The organism is Actinocorallia sp. A-T 12471, assembly GCF_033875155.1.
In the GTDB taxonomy this organism is placed as follows: Bacteria; Actinomycetota; Actinomycetes; order Streptosporangiales; family Streptosporangiaceae; genus Actinocorallia.
This window is the reverse complement of the sequence record NZ_JAWZTE010000001.1, coordinates 287854-306151: the sequence shown is the minus strand read 5'-3', so window position 1 is coordinate 306151 and position 18298 is coordinate 287854. Positions and strand designations below refer to the sequence as shown.

The window sequence follows — 18298 nt, the reverse complement described above, 5'->3', positions numbered from 1 at the left end:
ATCCGTGCCTGTGGCTGCAATAGGCTCTGCGCCATGAGTCACCCGGAACGGCCCGCAAGCGGCCCCACCGGCAGTCTCACCGCACCCCCCGCATCCCAAGGGAAGTCCGGCGAGTCACTGACCGCGTTCGCCGCTCGCCACGGCCTGACCCAGAGCGCCGCTCGCCCCCCTCTGGGTCTCTATCTGCGCAGGCTCTGGGGCAGGCGGCATTTCATCTGGATGTTCGCCTCGTCCAAGAGCAAGGCGATGTACACCTCCTCCAGGCTGGGGCAGCTCTGGCAGGTGCTGACGCCCATACTCAACGCGGGCGTCTACTTCTTGATCTTCGGCCTGCTGCTCAGCACGAGCAAGGGCATCCCGGACTACGTGCCGTGGCTCGTCACGGGCGTCTTCCTCTTCTCCTTCACCCAGCGGTCGGTCACCTCCGGGGCCAAGTCCGTCGGGACGAACCTTTCCCTGATCCGGGCGCTGCACTTCCCCAGGGCGTCGCTGCCGCTGGCCTACACGGTCGTGGAGTTCCAGCAGGCGATGGTCGCGCTCGCCGTGCTGTTCGGCATCGTGATGGCGTTCGGCGTCATGCCGGCGCTCAGCTGGCTGATGATCATCCCGGTTGTCGCGCTGCAGCTGCTGTTCAACCTCGGGATCAGCCTGATCGTCGCCAGGCTCGGCGCGTTCACCAGGGACATCTCCCAGCTCATCCCGTTCATCACCAGGACCTGGCTGTACGCGTCCGGCGTGATCTTCTCCGTGGCGAGCCTGAGCACCCGCTCGGACTTCATCAGGGAGAACCCCTGGATCAGCGACGTGCTGGAGGCCAACCCCGGCTACGTCTACGTCGAGCTGGCCCGTCAGGCCCTGCTCCCCGAGTATGTCGCGCAGACCGACCCCCAGGTCGCCGCCACCAACCCGGGGATGCTGTGGATCTACGCGGTCGTCTGGGCCGTCGTCATCCTCGTCGGCGGCTTCTACTGGTTCTACCGGGCCGAGGAGAGGTACGGACGTGGGTAGAGGTGTCGACGTGGCCGAGAAGGAGCAGGTGAACCACGTCCCGCCGCCGGTGGTCATCGACACCACCAGGCAGCCGATCGTCGTCGTCGACGACCTGCACATCAAGTACAAGGTGTACGGCACCGTCCGGGAGAAGGGCACCGGGGCCAGCGCGCTGGGCCGGATCCTGCGCGGCCGGAGCCGTCCGCAGATGACGGAGATCCACGCCGTGCGCGGGGTCTCCTTCATCGCCTACAAGGGCGACGCGATCGGCGTCATCGGCACGAACGGCTCGGGCAAGTCGACGCTGCTGAAGGCGATCGCGGGGCTGCTGCCCCCGGCGTCGGGCGGCGTCTACACCGACGGGCAGCCGTCGCTGCTGGGCGTCGGCGCGGCGCTGATGAAGGACCTGACGGGCGAGCGCAACATCATCCTCGGCTGCCTGGCGATGGGGCTTTCGCCGGAGGAGACCAAGGAGAAGTACCAGGAGATCGTGCAGTTCGCCGGGCTGCGCAAGGGGTTCATCAAGTACCCGATGAACACCTACTCCTCGGGCATGGGCGCGCGGCTGCGGTTCGCGATCGCCTCGGCGCGCACCCACGACGTGCTGCTGATCGACGAGGCGCTGGCGACCGGCGACGCGAAGTTCCGCCGCCGCAGCAAGCGCAAGATCGACCAGATGCGCAAGAACGCGGGCGCGGTGTTCCTCGTCGCGCACCAGCTCGACGTGGTCGCCGAGACGTGCAACCGGGTGCTCTGGCTTGACGACGGGCAGCTCGTCATGGACGGCACTCCCGAAGACGTGATCGCCGCGTACACCGAGGCGATCAACAAGTAGCTCACTAAAGTGGCCTCCATCACCCGGCAGACGCACCGGCAGATGGAGGCCACTTCCATGCCAGCACCACTCCCGTACGACTTCCTGCCCGAGGTCCCGTCCCTGACGGTGACGAGCACGGACGTCACCGACGGCGGGACCCTTTCCGACGCCCAGGTGTTCGACGGCTGGGGCCATGCGGGCGGGAACGTCTCTCCCGCGCTCGCCTGGTCGGGGGCCCCGGAGGGCACCCAGAGCTTCGCGATCACCGTCTTCGACCCGGACGCGCCCACCGGCTCGGGCTTCTGGCACTGGCTGCTGTGGGACGTCCCCGCGCACGTGACGGAACTGCCGTCCGGGATCGGCGCCGACGACCCCGTCGGCGTCCAGGGCCGCAACGACTACGGCGACAACGCCTTCGGCGGCGCGGGCCCGCCCCCCGGCCCCGCCCACCGCTATGTCTTCGCCGTCCACGCCCTGGACGTCCCGTCCCTGGGCGTCCCCGCCGACGCCCCCGCCGCCCAGGTCGGCTTCAACATCACCGCCCACACCCTGGCCCGCGGCCACCTCGTCGCCACCTACGGCGTCTGACCCTCCCCCGCGCATGCGGGGGTTGCGCGCAGCGCCCCCTCGGCCCGGTGCGGTCGAAGTCATCGCCCCGAGGGGGTGCCGCGCGTTCCTACTCCGACCCGGCTGCAAGGTGACGAAACAGGTGGCTTCAGGGTGCACGGGGTCGCTATCGATCGGCTATCGGGCGGGCAATGGGCGCGGAAAGATGATCGTTCTCGCGTGTGGTGACGGATGGTGGAGGTGACATCATCGAGCGTGAACAAGAAGATCCTCGCCGCCGTCATCGCCGTCGCCGCGTGCGCCGGTGTCGCCGTCGCCGCCGTTCTCCTGCTGAGGAGCGGCGGGACACGTTACGAGAACCAGGCCGCGATGCTGAAGGCGGTGCCGGCCGCGGCGAAGGCCGAGCTCGGCACGCGGGGGCAGCCGCTGGCCGGCGATCTGGTCTGCGAGAGTATGGAAGGCGCTTCCGAGGAGAAGCTACTGGTCAGGTGCACCGGGGAGACGACGGCCAAGAAGCCGGTCCATGTCTTCGGGGCGGCGCTGGCGAAATCCGAGCGCGAGTACTACACGATCCTCGTGAGCGGACGGCCTCTTGTGAAGAACGTCCCCTGCCTGGGGGCGGACTGCGGGGCCGACTAGCGTCTTAGGTGAAGGAGAGGCCAGTTGCTGCCGGTGGTGCTGGACTGCATGGGAGGAGACCACGCGCCACGGGAGGTGGTGGCCGGCGCGGTCGCGGCCGCGCGGGACCACGGGGTGCCGCTGATCCTCGTCGGTCCGGCGAGGCGCATCCGCGCGCTGCTCACCGAGTACGACGCGGTCGGGAACCTGTCGATCGTGCACACGGACGAGTCGTTGGAGATGGGCGAGGGCGCGTTGGCGTCGTGGCGCAAGCCCAGGTCGTCGATCGCGATCGCGTGTGAGCTGATCAAGCACGGCAAGGCGGGGGCGCTGGTGTCGGCGGGGTCGACGGCGGGCGTGGTGGCGACGTCGGCGGTCAGGTTGAAGACGCAGCACGGGATCATGCGGCCGGCGCTCGCGGTGACGCTGCCGACCCGTCCCGGCCCGACCGTGCTGCTCGACTCGGGCGCGACCGCCGACGCCAAGCCGGAGATGCTCGTCCAGTTCGCGATGCTCGGGACCGCGTTCGCGCAGATCAGGCTGGGCGTCGAGCGGCCGAGGGTGGGCCTGCTGACGATCGGGTCGGAGCCCGGCAAGGGCAACAAGCTGACGAAGAAGGCGCACGAGCTGCTCGCGGCGTCCCCGCTGGAGTTCGCGGGCAACATCGAGGGCCACGACCTGCTGCGCGGCAGCGTCGACGTGATCGTCGCCGACGGCTTCACCGGCAACATCGCGCTGAAGACGATGGAGGGCACCTTGCGGATCGCGGTGGACGAGCTCAAGCGCGCGCTTTCGTCGAGCCGTACCGCGAAGTTGGGGGCGGCGCTACAGCGCAAGGAGCTGACCGCGCTAACCGACAGGTTCAACAGCGACACGTACGGCGGTGGCGTACTGCTCGGCCTTAACGGGGCGGTGGTGGTGGCGCACGGGGCGGCGACGTCACGGGCCATCTCGGCGGCCTGCAAGCTGGCGTTCGACCTGTCGGAGGGCAGGCTGATCGACCGGGTGAAGGACCAGCTCGGCGCGGCGGCGCGGCCGTCGCGGTTCAGGTTCGGGCGTGACGGCGACGCGCGGCCCGCCGAGGGCGGGGCCGTCCGGGAGGCGGGGCAGGTCGCCGAGCCGCAGCCGCCGGGCGACGGCGCGTGACCCTCGCCGAGCGCGCCGCGACCGGGCTGACGGCTGCGGAGGTCGCCGAGCGCGTGGCGGCGGGCCTGGTCAACCGGGTGCCGCGGCGCAGCAGCCGGAGCGTCGCGGAGATCGTCAGGGCGAACGTGCTCACCAGGTTCAACGCGCTCATCGGCGCGCTGTTCGTGCTGGTCATGGTGTTCGGCGACTGGCGTGACGGCCTGTTCGGCGGGATCATCCTCGCCAACACGCTGATCGGGATCGTCCAGGAACTCCGGGCGAAACGGACCCTCGACAGGCTCGCGGTGCTCGGCGAGCAGCGGGTGCGCGTGGTGCGCGACGGGCGGCCGGTGGAGGTCGCGCAGGCGGCGGTGGTCAAGGACGACCTCGTGATGGTGGCGGCCGGAGACAGGATCGTCGTTGACGGGCCCGTCGTGGAGTCGCGTTCGCTTGAGGTGGACGAGTCGTTGCTTACGGGCGAGGCGGAGCCGGTGGCCAAGCGGCCCGGGGACGAGATGCTCTCCGGCAGCTTCGTCGTCGCCGGGAGCGGGTCGTTCACTGCGGGCAAGGTAGGGCGTGACGCTTACGCCGCCCGGCTCGTGGAGGAGGCGAGCCGGTTCAAGCTCGCGGAGTCCGAGCTCCAGACGGGGATCAACAAGTTCCTCAAGTACGTGACCTGGCTTCTGGTGCCCGTGGGGGTGCTGCTCACGATCAGCCAGTTCCTGTCCACCAGGAGCTTCTCCGACGCCGTCGTGGGCGCGGTCGCGGGGGTCGTCACGATGGTCCCCGAAGGGCTCGTGCTCATGACGAGCATCGCGTTCGCCGTCGGGGTCGTCAGGCTGGGGCGGCGGCGCTGCCTCGTCCAGGAGCTCCCGGCGATCGAGGGGCTGGCCAGGGTCGACGTGCTGTGCCTCGACAAGACCGGCACGCTCACCGAGCCGGGGATGGACCTGGAGAAGGTCGTCCCCACCCGGGAGGGGCTTCCCGTCGACCGTGCGCTGCGCTCGCTCGTGGCGGCGGACCCGTCGCCGAACCCGACGATGCGGGCCATCGCGGCCTCTCTTGGGGAGGGCGACGGGCCGGTGTGGCCGCCCGGGGAGGTCGTGCCGTTCTCCAGCGCGCGCAAGTGGAGCGGGACGTCCTTCGGCGAGCACGGCGACTGGATGCTCGGCGCGCCCGACGTGCTCCTCGCGGCGGGCTCGGCGGAGCTGAAGGAGGCCGAGCGGATCGGCGCGACGGGGCGGCGCGTCCTTGCCGTCGCGCACGCCCCTGAGGGCGGCCTGGCGGCGCTCGTGGGCGGTGGCGGTGCGGCAGTGGAGGCCGCGGCGCTCGTGGTCCTCTGGCAGCGGCTCAGGCCCGAGGCGAAGGAGACGCTGGCGTACTTCGCGCATGAGGGCGTCGCGGTGAAGGTGCTCTCCGGTGACGATCCCGTCAGCGTGGGGGCGATCGCGGCGGCCCTTGGCGTCCCGGGGGCGGACCGGCCGTATGACGCGCGGAAGATCACCGACGCCGACATCGAGGAGGTCCTGGAGACCCACACGGTCTTCGGACGTGTCTCCCCGCAGCAGAAGCGGGCGATGGTACGCGCGCTGCAAGCGCGCGGCCATACGGTCGCGATGACCGGCGACGGCGTCAACGACGTGCTCGCGCTCAAGGACGCCGACCTGGGCGTCGCCATGGGCTCCGGAAGCGGGGCGACCCGGGCGGTGGCCAAGGTGGTGCTCCTTGACGACAGCTTCGCCACGCTCCCCCACGTGGTCGCCGAGGGAAGGCGGGTGCTGGGCAACATCGAGCGGGTCGCCAACCTGTTCCTGACCAAGACCGTCTACTCGATCCTGCTTTCGGTCCTCGTGGGGATCGTCGGGGTGCGGTTCCCCTTCCTGCCGAGGCATCTGACCCTGATCAGCGCGCTGACGATCGGGGTCCCCGCGTTCGTCCTGGCGCTCGCGCCGAACCTTGAACGGGCCCGTCCCGGGTTCGTGCCGCGGGTGCTGCGCTTCGCCGTCCCGGCGGGCCTCGCCTGCGGGGCCGCGACGTTCGCCGGATATGTCCTGGCGTCCGACGACCCGAGGACCGAGTTCGCCCAGGACAGCACGACCGCGACCTTCGCCCTTTTTGTCCTGTCCCTGTGGGTTCTCGCGCTTATCGCCAGGCCCTACACGTGGTGGCGGGTCGCGCTCGTGGCGTCGATGGGCGCGGCGTTCCTCGTCGTCATAGCCGTCCCCGGCCTGCGGGAGTTCTTCGCGCTCCAGCACCAGAGCGCCGAGAACGACGCCGTCGCCCTGGCCATCGCCGTCGCCGCCGCCCTGCTCCTGTCCCACGCGCTGCGCCACGACTGGTACGACAGAACCCTGAACCTCCTCCTCCGCCGCCACTGACGCGCGACGCCGAGAAGGAGACTCGCGTTGCCGTCCGCTATCACCATCGGCCGCTCCGTGGCCGTGACAGCAGAACCCTCACCGTCACCTTCATCCGTGCCCCGCCCCTCTTCCTGCTTCATGACCCGCAGCACTTCCCGAGCGTCCACACCATGACGAACCGGGAGTGCGTCGGCTGGACGGCGGAGCCGGCCAACGAGGCAAGATCCTGACGGCGATACCCCCAGACCTCGATTTCGACGCAGAGCCCGCCTTCCTCATGCCAGACGAGGAGCGAGAGGCTCGGCTTTTCGGGATCTGCCCGGCCACCCCGCAGGACTGCTTGCCGGTAGGCCGAGACGACCGCCAGGCACTCCTTCACCCGCTCGCAGTCGCCCAGGACCTTCCGGCACCACTCAGAGGCCCGGCCCCAATCGGAGAGCGACACACGGTCCACGCCCAGCCGTCCCTTCTGTAAACGCGCTTCATGTGCTCAGGTAGACCGCGCCCAAACGCACCCGCACGAGCCGTGCCGCCATGTCGTGACCAGCTCCGTAGGAGTAATGGCCTGGTGCAGCTCAGCGGTGTAGCCCCGCACGACCAGCAGGCCGCGTCCGCTCTCCGCCAGTGCCTCCACCGGAACCTCCACCGCCGCTCCCAGGGTCGCCAGCTCAGCCAGCACCTCCACCGGGGTAGCCGGACAAGCCGCCTTCTCCGCCACCGGATGCCGGATCTCCCCGTGCAGCCCGCCGCCCTCATGCCAGAGCGTCACCACGCTCGCGACCGGCGTTTCCCCGGTGTGCCGGACGGCGTTGCCCAGCAGCTCCGAGACCACCATGATCACGTCGTGCAGCGACTCGCAGCAGCCCGTCAGGACCCGCCGACACCACGCCCGCGCCGCCCCCACCGTCCGAGCGTCCGCACGCGCGGAGAAGTTCACGTGTCCGCCCAGCACGACGGCCAGCCGCTCCACCGCGCCCGGCACGTCAGCGACCGCCAGCCGCTCACCCCGCGCCAGGACGAACTCTTGCCCGGACGAGCCCGGCTCCACCGTCACCCGCTCCATCACGCCCCCCGACGCCGCCGCACCCGCCACCCGCAGGCACGGCACCCGCCCGCCCGCGAGCCCCGACGAGACCACCAGATCCCCCCGCCGCCGTAGCTGCGCCTCCAGGGCCTCCAAACCCTCCGGAGGAGCCAACGCCGACAGTCCCCTAAACTCTGTGCTCATGATCGGACCTACCTCCGGTCTAGGCCCCGGAACCGGTGTTCGAGCACCGACCGGGGCCGTTGTTTTGGTCATCGGAGACCGCTGAACGTGACCACTCAGCTACCGTGACCACTGGAATGCTCAGCATGACTTAGCGGGTGGCTCTTATGCAAGGCATGCAGAATATTGACCCACTTAAGTAGGAGATGCATTCTGGACACTCAGGCCCAGGGAGGAACGAAGTGGCTCCAGCTGCACATACACCGACAATCCGCCTTCGGCGCTTCGCCGCCGAGCTGAGACGGCTCAGGCGTGAGGCCGGTCTCACGAAGGAAGATGTCGCGGCGCGGACGTCTATCAACTCCGCGACGCTCTATCGAGTCGAGAACGCGCTTGTTCGGCCTCAGGTTCGAACCTTGCTGGCTCTGCTGGACCTGTACGCAGCTTCGGAGGAGGAGCGAGAGCGCCTTAAGGAGCTGCTGAAGGCTTCAGGTAGGCGCGATGGATGGTTGCAGGGGTTCGAGGGCACTCTCACCGATCGGTACGCGACGTACATCGGGTTCGAGGAGGAGGCCGCATCAATCTGGAACTTCGAAGCGTTGTTCGTGCCTGGCTTGCTGCAAACGGAGACTTACGCGCGCCACGTGATCGCTGGGACTCTCACGGAAGCCTCCGAGAACGAGATCAGCATTCTCGTTGAGGCGCGGATGCGCCGTCAGGAACTCCTCAAGAGGTCCAAGCCCCCAAAGCTGTGGTTCATCGTGGACGAAGCCGCGTTGCGGCGGCGCGTCGGCTCCGCGGAGGAGCATCGAGAGCAGCTTGACCACCTTCGAGAGCTGATCCGCAGTCGCAAGGTCACCCTCCAGGTGATCCCGTTCGACGCGGGTGTGCACCCCGGCATGTCAGGTGCCTTCGTCGTCATGATGTTCGCCAAGGAGATCGGACAGGATGTGGTCTACCTGGACAGCATGGCCGGTGACCTATTTCTGGAGGAGGAGAGTGAAGTCGAGCGGTATAGGCTGGTGTTTGAGCACCTGCGAGCCGCCGCGCTCAGCCCTACGGCGTCCGCCGACCTGATCGCCGGTATCGCGTCCGACGTCTAGGAAGGAGTGCGGACCAATGAGCGTCACACCGGCCCGCGCTTGGCGAAAGAGTACCCACAGCAGCGGTAACGGTCAGTGCGTAGAGGTTGCCCCGATCGGGTCGTCAATCGGCCTGCGGGACAGCAAGCACCCCCAGCTCCCCCATCTCGCCGCATCTGCCCCCGTGTTTCGCCGCCTTCTCAGTCGGATCAAGGCGGACGGCTGATCTCTAGCGTGAGATCTTTCCCTTACTGATCGAGCGGGACCGCCACTACGCGGCGATCCCGAACGACGCCCAATCGGGCGTCCGGCGCAAGCGCCGGACGCCCGTTGTGCTGTTCGGGCCACCGCTTCGGCGGCCCGAACCCACGGGCGTCCTCAACGGGACAGCGGCGTGTGTGACGAATCCCCTCTACAAATCGAGTGCTCAGCGCCTCATCCACCGTGCTCGACGATTCCGCCGCGCGTACGCGGGCCCGCTGACCGGCCGGGTACGAGAATTCGACCGGCGGCTTCGCGCCACCCTCCCCTAAGGAGCCGTCATGCCCCGCATCGCCGTTTCCGGTCACCGAGGACTCTCCGAGGCGACTGCCCGTCTGATCGAACAAGCGATTCGTGATCTCCTCACGAACACCACCGGTACCGTAGTCGGGTTGACATGTCTCGCTGATGGAGCCGATCAGATCTTCGCGCGTGTCGTCCTGGATCACGGCGGAACCATCGAAGCCATCATCCCCGCGACCAAGTACCGGCAAGAACTCCCCGAAGCCTTCCACGACGAGTACGACCGGCTTCTGTCCTCAGCGTCTTCCGTCCACGCCTTGGACTTCGTCGAGTCGGACTCAGAGGCGCACATGGCCGCGAGCACTCACATGCTCGACCAGGCCGACGAACTGTGGGCCGTTTGGGATGGGCAGCCAGCACGCGGCTATGGCGGAACCGCCGACGTTGTGAGCCACGCTCGCCAAGCCGGAACACCTGTACACGTCATCTGGCCAGAGGGCGCACAACGCGACTAATGCACGAACTCGCCGGAGGATTCTCTCTGGAGATACCTCGATGTGTGAGTCTTTCCCCTACAGGATCAAGGGCCGTCCGCTGACGCGGCCGTCCCGAACTACGGAGCGCTCCGCGCGCGTCCCTGTTCGGGCGACCGCTGACGGCGGTCTGTTAGTCAGCGCAGCGGAGGCCCAAGCTAGCGTGAGTGAGCAGTTCGGCGGGGGTGTCAGCGCGGGTGACGGCCCGGAAGCGATCGCCGAGGTGTGCAGGGGTCTCCCCGAGGACGATGCCGATGACCATCTCGGCCAGGACGGCGTCGAACTCGGGGCGAGGAGAGCCGTAGCGGTCGCCCGTCTCGATTGCGCCGCTGGAGATGTGGTGGCCGACCTGGGTGTGAGCGAAGGTCAGCTCATAGACGCCGTACCCCGTCCAGCTGCGGTGAAGAAAGAGGACGTCGCCCTCCACGATCGCGTCCCATTTCTCCTCCATCTCCTGGGACTCGTAGCCGAGCTGGAGGCGGGACCACTGCGCGTCCGTCCACATGGCCGTGGGGAGCAGCGGCATCGGCATCGGGCGTTCGATCGGCTCCAGCGGGCGGTGGAATGAGGCCCTCGTGACGCGTCCCGGTGGCATCACGCCAGAGTAGTCCGCCTCCCGGAAGCCACATGGTGTGATGCGCTTGCGTCCGCTGCTGTTCCACCGGGGCTCCACAATCACCACCACCCCTGGAAGGTGCCCGCACGGTGGCCGTATCCCTACTTGGACGGGTACCCCGCGCAAAGCCCAAGCCACGGCTTCGCCGCCCTCAGGGTGAGCTTCGCTCATGGCTTGTTCTGCCCGTTCGCATGACGCTAGCGGCCTTGCTCCCCCGCCCAAGTCCGGATCCGTCCACCTCCCCTCCCCGTCCCGCCCACCCGCCCGACGCAAGGGCCACCGCCCCGAGCCCACGCAGCGCACCCCCTTCGCCGATTGGCCCGCAACAGCCCGCCGCATGGCTCTGACCAGCGCAAACGTCCCGGATCTGGCCCGTCTATGGCCCGCGAACAGCGGGAACCAACGACCACCCGCGATCACCAACGACCAAGATCGGCACCAGCCGAGCCGATCCGCCCAGCTCAGGCACGTGATCCCCGGCACGCAGAAACGGCCCCGAACGAATCCGAGGCCGCTTCCGATGGTCAGTTCGCCTGTGGATAACCCGTCGAGTGGTGTGCTCCGGGTCGATAACCTTGGTACATGTCCGATCCACAGCTCGTTCTCGCCGCCCGGGTGCAGGCCGCGATCGTCGACGCCTTCGGCGTCGAGTACGCGCACACCGACCCGGTGATCCGGCCGTCCCAGTTCGCCGACCTCCAGGCCAACGTGGCGCTGCCGCTGGCCAAGAAGCTCGGCGAGCGACCAAGGGACGTCGCCGACGAGATCGTCAAGCGGCTCGACGTGGCGGGGATCTGCTCGGGCGTCGAGGTCTCCGGGCCCGGGTTCGTCAACCTGACCCTGTCGGACGAGTGGATCGCGGGGCAGGCCACGCCGCTGGTCGGCGACACGCGGGTGGGGGTGCCGCGCACGGACCGGCCGCAGGTGATCCCCGTCGACTACTCCGCGCCGAACGTGGCCAAGGAGATGCACGTCGGGCATCTGCGCACCACCGTCGTGGGCGACGCGTTCTGCCGGGCCGCGGAGTTCCGCGGCCACCACGTCATCAGGCAGAACCACATCGGCGACTGGGGCACCCCCTTCGGGATGCTGATCGAGCACCTGCTCGACATCGGCGAGGAGGAGGCGGCCGCCGAGCTGCGCACCGACCCGAACGTCTTCTACCAGGCGGCCCGGGCGAAGTTCGACGCGAGCGACAAGGGCGAGAACGACAGCGACTTCGCGGCCCGGGCCAGGCGGCGGGTCGTGCTGCTGCAGTCCGGCGACAACGCGACGTTGACGGTATGGCGGCGCATGGTCGACATGTCGAAGGTGTACTTCAACAAGATCTACGCCGAGCTCGACGTCACCCTGTCCGACGCCGACCTGGCCGGGGAGAGCAAGTACAACGACATGCTCGGCGCGGTCTGCGACGACCTGTACGAGCAGGGCATCGCGGTGATCGACGACGGCGCCCTGTGCGTCTTCCTCGACGGCTTCACCGGCCGTGAGGGCAAGCCCGTCCCTTTGATCATCCGCAAGAGCGACGGCGGGTACGGCTACGCCACCACCGATCTGGCCGCGCTGCGCTACCGGGCGCAGACCCTGCACGCCGACCGCGTCGTCTACGTGATCGGCATCCCGCAGGCGCTGCACCTGAAGATGGTCTTCGAGACGGTCCGCAAGGCCGGCTGGCTGGGCCGGACCGAGCCGTTCCACGCGGGCATCGGCAACGTGCTCGGCACCGACGGCAAGATCCTGCGCACCCGCTCGGGCAAGCCGATCCGGCTCGCCCAGCTGCTCGAGGAGGCCGTCGAGCGGGCCGCCAAGGTGATCGAGGACCGGGGTTACGACGCCGCGACCCAGGCCGAGATCGCCGAGGCCGTCGGGATCGGCGCGGTCAAGTACGCCGACCTGTCGGTCGCGCGCGACAGCGAGTACGTGTTCGACTTCGACCGGATGATCGCGCTCACCGGCAACACCGGCCCGTACCTGCAGTACGCGGCCGCCCGGATCAGGTCGATCTTCCGGCTCGCCGACGCCGACCCGGCGAACGCGTCGGGGCCGATCGTGATCACGCACCCGGCCGAGCGGGCCCTTGCCTTGCACCTGCTGGGCTTCGGCGCGGCGATCGACGCGATGATCGAGGACGTCGCCCCGCACAAGCTGGCCGCCTACCTGTACGGCGTGGCCGACGCCCTCACCGGGTTCTACGAGAACTGCCCGGTGGTCAAGGGCCCCGACGGACCCGTCCCGGACGAGGTCCGCGCGCCCCGGCTCGCGCTGTGCTCGCTGGCCCTGAACACCCTGGTCACCGGCCTCGGACTGCTCGGCATCACGGTCCCGGAACGGATGTGAAGATCACGCGGGGGCACCCGGGCTGCCGCCGGTCGCCCCCGCGTGTTTTACTGGACGTTAGATCCCCCGACTGAAGGTGTGCCCAGGCGACCTCGGGGGGTGCAGGGTGAACCGGTGGTCCATCCGGACCCGGCTGACCGTCCTCGCGGCGACCGTCACAGCCCTGCTCTGCCTCGGCATGGCGATCCTTCTGACGCTCGTGCTGCGCGGCCGCGTCGCCGACCTGCACCGCGAGAGCGTGGCCAACTCCGCGCTCGGCGTGATCCAGATGATCAAACGGGACCAGGTCCCCCGGATGATCCCCTCGGTCGGGCCCCTGGAGACGCTGGACGGGGTCCAGGTCGTCAACGCCGACGGCGTGGTCGTCGGGGGGACGGGGGATCTCGGTTCAAAACCCCGCGTTTCGGACCTCATGCCCTCGGTGACGCACCCGCACGCCACCGAGACCCTCTGCGACGCGGCCGGGGAGAACTGCCGGGCGATCATCGCCATGCGGGTCTACGAGACGCCGGGCGACTGGTTCATCTACGTCATCGACGAACCCGTCCCCTGGTACATCAGCTCGGCCTATGTCTTCCAGCTGATGCTGGTGTCGCTGATGCTGATCGCGTTGACGGCGGCGGGCACCGCGCACACCGTCCGGGTGGCGATGGAGCCCGTCAGCCAGATCCGGTCGCAGGCGATGCGGATCGGCTTCGCGATCGGCGAGGGCAAGGGCAGAGGCCGTCGGATCGCACTGCCCGAGCACGACGACGAGCTGCGCGCGCTGGCCAAGGCCGCCAACCTCGTCCTGGCCAGGCTCGAGGCGACGATCGACCGGGAGCGCGAGTTCACCTCGAACGCCTCACACGACCTGCGCTCGCCGATCACCGCGATGCGCACCGAACTCGACGAGGCGATGCTGTATCCGGAGGAGGCGGACTGGCCGACGACGGCCGAGAAGCTGACGGGCAGCCTCGACCGGCTGTCGGAGCTCGTGGAGGACCTTCTGGCGCTGAGCAGGCTGGATGCGGGCGCGACCGTCGAGAAGGAGCCCATCGACCTCGCCGAGCTGGTGCGGGAGGAGATCGGACGGCGTCCGGAGGACCCGCGCGTCAGGATCGAGGCGCAGCCGGTGAAGGTGTCCGGGGTCAAGGTCCACCTGGCCAGGCTGTTCACGAACCTGCTGGACAACGCGGTACGGCACGCGAAGGACGAGGTCGTCGTCAAGGTCCGGCCGGACGGCCACGAGGCGGTCCTGGAGGTCATCAACGACGGGGACAGCATCCCGCCGGAGATGCGCGAGGCGATCTTCGACAGGTTCACCCGCCTCGACGCCTCACGCAGCAAGGACACCGGCGGCAGCGGGCTCGGCCTCGCCATCTGCCGGCAGATCGCACACGCCCACAACGGCACCGTGGCGGCCCTCGACGCCGACACCGGCGCGAGGTTCGTCGTCAGGCTCCCCAGGGCCGTAGGGTGACGCTCAGCGCCGCTTGGCGGCACCCCTGACGTACACGCGGGTGCCTACGGGCGCCATCCGGTAGACGGCCTTGGCGTTGTGCATGGGAATCCGGACGCATCCGTGCGAAGCGGGACGGTTCGGCACCGACGTCGAGCCGTGCAGGGCGACGCCGCCGACGAAGAACGCCGGGTAGTACATCGCGCCGAGGCGTCCGGTGTGCCAGCCCTTGATGCGCCGGGTGACGCGGTGGTCCCCTGTCGGCGTCCTGGCGAAGCCGCACAGGCCGTGGTCGCAGTAGCTCTTGTTCGCCCCGGTCGAGATGTGGCTCGCCAGGACGGGTTTGCGCCCCTTCCACACGACGAGGAGCTGCCTGCGCAGGTCGATCTCGACGCGGCGGCCGCGTCCGGGGGCCAGGGGCCGCAGCTTGCGCGGATGCCACAGCGCCCGCCGCGTCGCGGCGTTGATCCGCGCGGTCGGCCTGATCCCGTTGGCGTGCTGGAACGCCCACACCGCCGACCGCGTCGCCTTCCCATACCTGCCGTTCACCTTGCCGGGCGGAAACCCCAGCTCCTTCAGCCGCTTCTGCAAGATCCTTACATCCCGCCCCCCATCGCGATACCCCGTCTCCGCCGCGGCCCCACCCCCCGGCACCAGCGCAAACACCAAGGTCAAAGACCCAACAACACCAATCCCCAGACGCATACCCCCGACGCTAAACCTCCCCCCACCAACCACAACCCCGCCACACCCCCCCCACCAACCCTTTACCAACCCCACCCCCACCCACCCCCCAAGCACACAACACACGACCCACCCAAACACGCCGCCTGGCCGCACGGCGCGCCGCCCGCGCGAACAGCACGCAACCCAGGGCACCGCACAACCCGCCTAGACGGTCTGCGGCCCACCCGGACACGTGACCCGTCTGGAGAGCCCGTGACCCAAGCGCGCGGCGCGCGGCCCGGCCAGACACGCAGCCGAGCGGACAGCGCGGAGCCCAGTGGACAGCGCGCGGCCCAGGACGCCCTGCCACCCGCGCGTGCCGCGCGGCCCTGAACAGCGCACAGCCAGCAGGGCAGCGCACGACCCACCTGAACGCGCGACCCAACCGCACAGCGCGCCACCCACGCGGCCACCGCGCGGCCTGAACGCCACACGCCCCGCCCGGACGGCACGCGGACTCGCCCTCACGTATCCGGGCTGGGATCGCCCGGACACGCAACCCGAGTGGACAGCGCACGGCCCACCTGAGGGCGCGTAACCCAAGTGTGCGACGCGCGGCCCAGCCGGGACACTCAACACAAGCGGGCGGCGTGTAGCCCGGCTGCGCGGCGCGTGGCCCTGACCCGCATGTGGTCCGGATAGGCGGCGTGCGGCGCAGGGGAACACCGGGGGTGGCCCACCCGGACAACGCGGCCCGGCTGGACAGCGCGCCACCCTGAACAGCGTCTGGCGCGGGAGGACGGGTTTAGCGCGAGGGGGCGGCGCGGGGAACGGGGTGTGGCCGTGGACGGGGTGCGGGTGGGATGCAGGTGCGCGGGAGGTTAAGTGGGGTGCGGGGGTGAGGTGTGGCCTCGGCGGTGCGCGGGGTGCGGTGCGGGGTGCGAGTGCGGCCCTGGCGGGGCTGTGCGTGGCGCGGGGGTGCATGGCGTGGGCCCCGGCTTGGTGGGCGGGGCCACGGGTGGTGGGGCCGTTAGGTGCGACTGAAGAGGCCAGAGTGGCTGCGTGGGGGGGACAGAGTGTGACGCGCGAGGCAGAGCGCGGCCCGGTTGGGCGGCACGTGACGCGAGCAGGACGGGATGCGGCCCTGGGCTGGGTGCGGTGCGGGGGCCGGGGTTCAGGGGTGGGGTGCGGCGCGAGGGCCGCTAGTGCGGGGGAACTGGTGCGGCTCTAGCTGGGCAGCGTGGGTGGGGCTGGGGGCCGGGTGCGCGGGGACGGGTGCAGCGCGAGGGGGGTGGCGCGCGGGACGGGGTGTGGCCCTGGACGGGGTGCGGCGCGGGGTGTGGTGCGGTGGGGTGCGGCCCCTGCGGTGCGTGGCGTGTGGGTGCGGGGTGCGGCCCCCGCGGGGTGGTGCGCGGCACGGGGAGTGCGGCGCAGGGTGCGGGGCGCGAGGTGGGGGCGCGGGGTGCGGGGTGCGGGGTGGGGGGACAGAGTGCGGGACGGGGGGGCGGGCGCAAGGGGACGCGGGTGTGTAGCCCGGACGGATGAGGTGTGGCGCTGGGCTAGGTGGGGTGTGGAGAGCCGGGGTGCCGGTGCGGGGGTCGGGTGTTGGGGGTGGCGTGGGGGCTGGTGCGGCTCCGGCTGGCGACGTCAGGAGCGTGCCGACGAGTTCGGCCCGCAGCGCGGCGTCCGGGCCGTCCAGATGGAGCGCTCCTGGGGCGGGAGCAGGGTGTGGGTGGGTGGGTTTGGGGGGCGGGTGTGGGGTGGGTGGGGTGTGGCGCGGAGGTGGGGGTGGAGGTGCGGCGGGGGTCGGGGTGGGTGTGGATCTGGGGGGGTGTGGATCTGGGGGGGTGGGGTGGGTGGGGTGGGTGTGGCCCCCGGCTGGTGGGCGGGGGCCACGGGTGGGTGGGCGGCCGTTAGGTGCGGCTGAAGAGGCCGGAGAGGTTGCGCAGGACCGTGGACTCGCCGTCATCGGTCTCTGCCATCTCCTCCTTCATGACCTCGGGATTGCCGGGGACCACCTCGTGGGCCTCGGTGCGGCGGGTGCCCCTGGTGCGGACGACCGGGGTGCGGGTCGGTGCGGCGGTTCGGGTCTCGGGCGTCTCGGTGGACGTCGCGGGCTTGCGCGCGGTGGTGCGGGTCGTGCCCGTCGCGCGGGTGGTCGCGGTCTTGCGGGTGGTCGTGCCGGACGCCTTGCGGGCGGTCGAGGCGGCTCGGGTGCCCGTCGCGCGGGTGCCCGCCGAGGTGCGGGTGGCGGGCTTGCGCGCGGCGGCCGTGCGGGTCGACGACGTCCCGGTCGCGCGGGTGCCGGACGCCCTGGTGCCCGTCGCCCGGGTTCCGGTGGCGCGGGTCGCGGTCGAGGCGCGGGTGCCGGTCGCGCGCGTTCCCGTGGCGCGGGTGCCGGTGGCGCGGGTGCCGGTCGCGCGCGTCCCTGCGGCTCGGGTGCCCGTCGCGCGGGTGCCGGTCGCACGAGTGCCTGTGGCGCGGGTGCCCGTCGCGCGCGTCCCTGCGGCGCGAGTGCCGGTAGCGCGGGTGCCCGTGGCGCGAGTGCCGGTCGCGCGCGTCCCCGTGGCGCGGGTGCCGGTGGCGCGGGTGCCCGTGGCGCGGGTGCCGGACGCGCGGGTGCCGGTTGAGCGGCTTGTGGTGGCGCGGGTGCCGGTTGCGCGGGTCGCGGTCGAGGCGCGGCGGGTGGTGGCGGATGCGGTTGACTTGACGGTTTTGAGTGCTTTGGCTGCGTCTGACATCGCCTTGGCGGCCGTCGCCATCGACTTCGTGGCCGACTTCATCGCGGTCATCGCGGTGTTCATCGACTTGGCGGAGGTGCCCGCCTTGGTGGCCGCCGCGGTCAGCTTGGTGGTGGCCGAGGTCATCTTGGTCGCCGCCGAGTTCACCTTGGTGGCCGCCCTGGCTGGCGTGAGGCCGGTGCTCGACGCCCGGGTCGAGGTGGCCCGCGTCGTCGTCGCCCGGGTCGCGGGCTTGCGCGCGGCGGCCGACGTGCTCTTGCGGGCCGTCGAGGACCGGGCGCTCGAGGCCCGGGTGCCCGTCGCGCGGGTGCCGGTCGAGCGGGTGGCGGGCTTGCGCGCGCTGGAAGCGCGGGACGTGCCCGTGCGGGACGAGCCGGTCCGCGAGGTGACGCGGGTGCCCGTCGTCTTGGCGGCGGCGCTCGTGCGCTTCGCCGTAGGTTTCCTTCCGGCCGTCTTCGTGGCGGCCGACGTGCGCTTCGTCGTAGAACTACGGCGAGTGGTCGCACGCCTCGTTGTGTTGGTAGCCACTGATCCATCCCCCCGTAGTGATCAGGTAACGGGGAGATAGCCCGTGACCTGCGGCTTTAAACCGCAGAACGGCAAAATACCCACGCGTCGCCCAGCACGCCGACAACCCCCATGACGCGGACAGCCCGCACAGGCAACCGGATACAGGGCGTTAAGGCCGCCGCAT

17 protein-coding genes are annotated in these 18298 nt (G+C 70.3%); 12 read left to right on the top strand and 5 right to left on the bottom strand.

Annotated elements, in window-relative coordinates; all coding sequences use genetic code 11:
• Positions 1 to 219 precede the first annotated feature (219 nt).
• The 6 genes from R9X44_RS01505 (at position 220) to R9X44_RS01480 (ending at position 6495) form a co-directional block, all read left to right on the top strand.
• A complete protein-coding gene (locus tag R9X44_RS01505; protein ID WP_319812091.1) occupies positions 220 to 1008 on the top strand; it encodes an ABC transporter permease in 789 nt (262 codons plus the stop codon).
• 10 nt (positions 1009 to 1018) lie between these two features.
• Entirely contained in the window at positions 1019 to 1825 is an 807-nt protein-coding gene (locus R9X44_RS01500; RefSeq protein WP_319812090.1) for an ABC transporter ATP-binding protein, read from the top strand.
• A 57-nt stretch (positions 1826 to 1882) separates the two neighbouring features.
• Complete coding sequence (locus tag R9X44_RS01495) at positions 1883 to 2395, top strand: YbhB/YbcL family Raf kinase inhibitor-like protein (RefSeq protein ID WP_319812089.1); 513 nt, start codon at positions 1883 to 1885, stop codon at positions 2393 to 2395.
• 234 nt (positions 2396 to 2629) lie between these two features.
• Positions 2630 to 3013, top strand: a complete 384-nt coding sequence (locus tag R9X44_RS01490) for a hypothetical protein (RefSeq protein ID WP_319812088.1) — start codon at positions 2630 to 2632, stop codon at positions 3011 to 3013.
• A 33-nt stretch (positions 3014 to 3046) separates the two neighbouring features.
• The gene (gene plsX, locus R9X44_RS01485) at positions 3047 to 4138 is read left to right on the top strand and encodes a phosphate acyltransferase PlsX (protein ID WP_413774903.1); all 1092 of its coding nucleotides are present in this window, start codon (positions 3047 to 3049) and stop codon (positions 4136 to 4138) included.
• Complete coding sequence (locus R9X44_RS01480; protein WP_319812086.1) at positions 4135 to 6495, top strand: HAD-IC family P-type ATPase; 2361 nt, start codon at positions 4135 to 4137, stop codon at positions 6493 to 6495. Before plsX ends, R9X44_RS01480 begins: the two co-directional genes overlap by 4 nt.
• Positions 6496 to 6613: 118 nt before the next feature.
• On the opposite strand, the gene R9X44_RS01475 is transcribed toward R9X44_RS01480, so the two are convergent.
• Both R9X44_RS01475 and R9X44_RS01470 read right to left on the bottom strand, forming a co-directional pair.
• Positions 6614 to 6931 (bottom strand): hypothetical protein, encoded by a 318-nt coding sequence (locus tag R9X44_RS01475; protein ID WP_319812085.1) that lies wholly within the window; start codon positions 6929 to 6931, stop codon positions 6614 to 6616.
• 36 nt (positions 6932 to 6967) lie between these two features.
• A complete protein-coding gene (locus R9X44_RS01470) occupies positions 6968 to 7705 on the bottom strand; it encodes a hypothetical protein (RefSeq protein ID WP_319812084.1) in 738 nt (245 codons plus the stop codon).
• A 185-nt stretch (positions 7706 to 7890) separates the two neighbouring features.
• On the opposite strand from R9X44_RS01470, the gene R9X44_RS01465 reads away from it, so the two are divergent.
• The 3 genes from R9X44_RS01465 to R9X44_RS01455 all read left to right on the top strand — a co-directional run bounded on the left by R9X44_RS01465 (position 7891) and on the right by R9X44_RS01455 (position 9785).
• Complete coding sequence (locus R9X44_RS01465; protein ID WP_319812083.1) at positions 7891 to 8787, top strand: helix-turn-helix transcriptional regulator; 897 nt, start codon at positions 7891 to 7893, stop codon at positions 8785 to 8787.
• 16 nt (positions 8788 to 8803) lie between these two features.
• Positions 8804 to 8992: a DUF397 domain-containing protein gene (locus tag R9X44_RS01460; protein ID WP_319812082.1), complete on the top strand. Its 189-nt coding sequence runs from the start codon at positions 8804 to 8806 to the stop codon at positions 8990 to 8992.
• 316 nt (positions 8993 to 9308) lie between these two features.
• Positions 9309 to 9785 carry a hypothetical protein gene (locus R9X44_RS01455; protein ID WP_319812081.1) on the top strand — a complete coding sequence of 159 codons (477 nt, stop codon included), beginning with the start codon at positions 9309 to 9311 and terminating at the stop codon, positions 9783 to 9785.
• Positions 9786 to 9936: 151 nt separating this feature from the next.
• Here the strand turns inward: R9X44_RS01455 and R9X44_RS01450 are convergent, their stop codons facing one another.
• Positions 9937 to 10398 carry a hypothetical protein gene (locus R9X44_RS01450; RefSeq protein WP_319812080.1) on the bottom strand — a complete coding sequence of 154 codons (462 nt, stop codon included), beginning with the start codon at positions 10396 to 10398 and terminating at the stop codon, positions 9937 to 9939.
• Between the two features lie 603 nt (positions 10399 to 11001).
• On the opposite strand from R9X44_RS01450, the gene argS reads away from it, so the two are divergent.
• A complete protein-coding gene (gene argS / locus R9X44_RS01445) occupies positions 11002 to 12756 on the top strand; it encodes an arginine--tRNA ligase (protein WP_319812079.1) in 1755 nt (584 codons plus the stop codon).
• A 106-nt stretch (positions 12757 to 12862) separates the two neighbouring features.
• Complete coding sequence (locus R9X44_RS01440; RefSeq protein WP_319812078.1) at positions 12863 to 14218, top strand: HAMP domain-containing sensor histidine kinase; 1356 nt, start codon at positions 12863 to 12865, stop codon at positions 14216 to 14218.
• Between the two features lie 3 nt (positions 14219 to 14221).
• On the opposite strand, the gene R9X44_RS01435 is transcribed toward R9X44_RS01440, so the two are convergent.
• Both R9X44_RS01435 and R9X44_RS01430 read right to left on the bottom strand, forming a co-directional pair.
• On the bottom strand, positions 14222 to 14902 hold the full coding sequence (locus R9X44_RS01435) for a L,D-transpeptidase family protein (protein ID WP_319812077.1): 681 nt from the start codon (positions 14900 to 14902) through the stop codon (positions 14222 to 14224).
• Between the two features lie 1874 nt (positions 14903 to 16776).
• On the bottom strand, positions 16777 to 17655 hold the full coding sequence (locus tag R9X44_RS01430; protein ID WP_319812076.1) for a hypothetical protein: 879 nt from the start codon (positions 17653 to 17655) through the stop codon (positions 16777 to 16779).
• Here R9X44_RS01430 and R9X44_RS01425 point away from each other — a divergent pair.
• A complete protein-coding gene (locus R9X44_RS01425) occupies positions 17633 to 18172 on the top strand; it encodes a hypothetical protein (RefSeq protein ID WP_319812075.1) in 540 nt (179 codons plus the stop codon). The two genes, R9X44_RS01430 and R9X44_RS01425, sit on opposite strands and share 23 nt — an antisense overlap.
• Positions 18173 to 18298: the final 126 nt, after the last annotated feature.

Coding starts and splice junctions, on each gene's coding strand:
- R9X44_RS01495 (WP_319812089.1), top strand. CDS start 1,883: ATGCCAGCACCACTCCCGTACGACTTCCTGCCCGAGGTCCCGTCCCTG.
- R9X44_RS01470 (WP_319812084.1), bottom strand. CDS start 7,705: ATGAGCACAGAGTTTAGGGGACTGTCGGCGTTGGCTCCTCCGGAGGGT.
- R9X44_RS01450 (WP_319812080.1), bottom strand. CDS start 10,398: ATGCCACCGGGACGCGTCACGAGGGCCTCATTCCACCGCCCGCTGGAG.
- R9X44_RS01455 (WP_319812081.1), top strand. CDS start 9,309: ATGCCCCGCATCGCCGTTTCCGGTCACCGAGGACTCTCCGAGGCGACT.
- R9X44_RS01430 (WP_319812076.1), bottom strand. CDS start 17,655: ATGACCGCGATGAAGTCGGCCACGAAGTCGATGGCGACGGCCGCCAAG.
- R9X44_RS01505 (WP_319812091.1), top strand. CDS start 220: ATGTTCGCCTCGTCCAAGAGCAAGGCGATGTACACCTCCTCCAGGCTG.
- argS (WP_319812079.1), top strand. CDS start 11,002: ATGTCCGATCCACAGCTCGTTCTCGCCGCCCGGGTGCAGGCCGCGATC.
- R9X44_RS01465 (WP_319812083.1), top strand. CDS start 7,891: ATGCATTCTGGACACTCAGGCCCAGGGAGGAACGAAGTGGCTCCAGCT.
- R9X44_RS01435 (WP_319812077.1), bottom strand. CDS start 14,902: ATGCGTCTGGGGATTGGTGTTGTTGGGTCTTTGACCTTGGTGTTTGCG.
- R9X44_RS01460 (WP_319812082.1), top strand. CDS start 8,804: ATGAGCGTCACACCGGCCCGCGCTTGGCGAAAGAGTACCCACAGCAGC.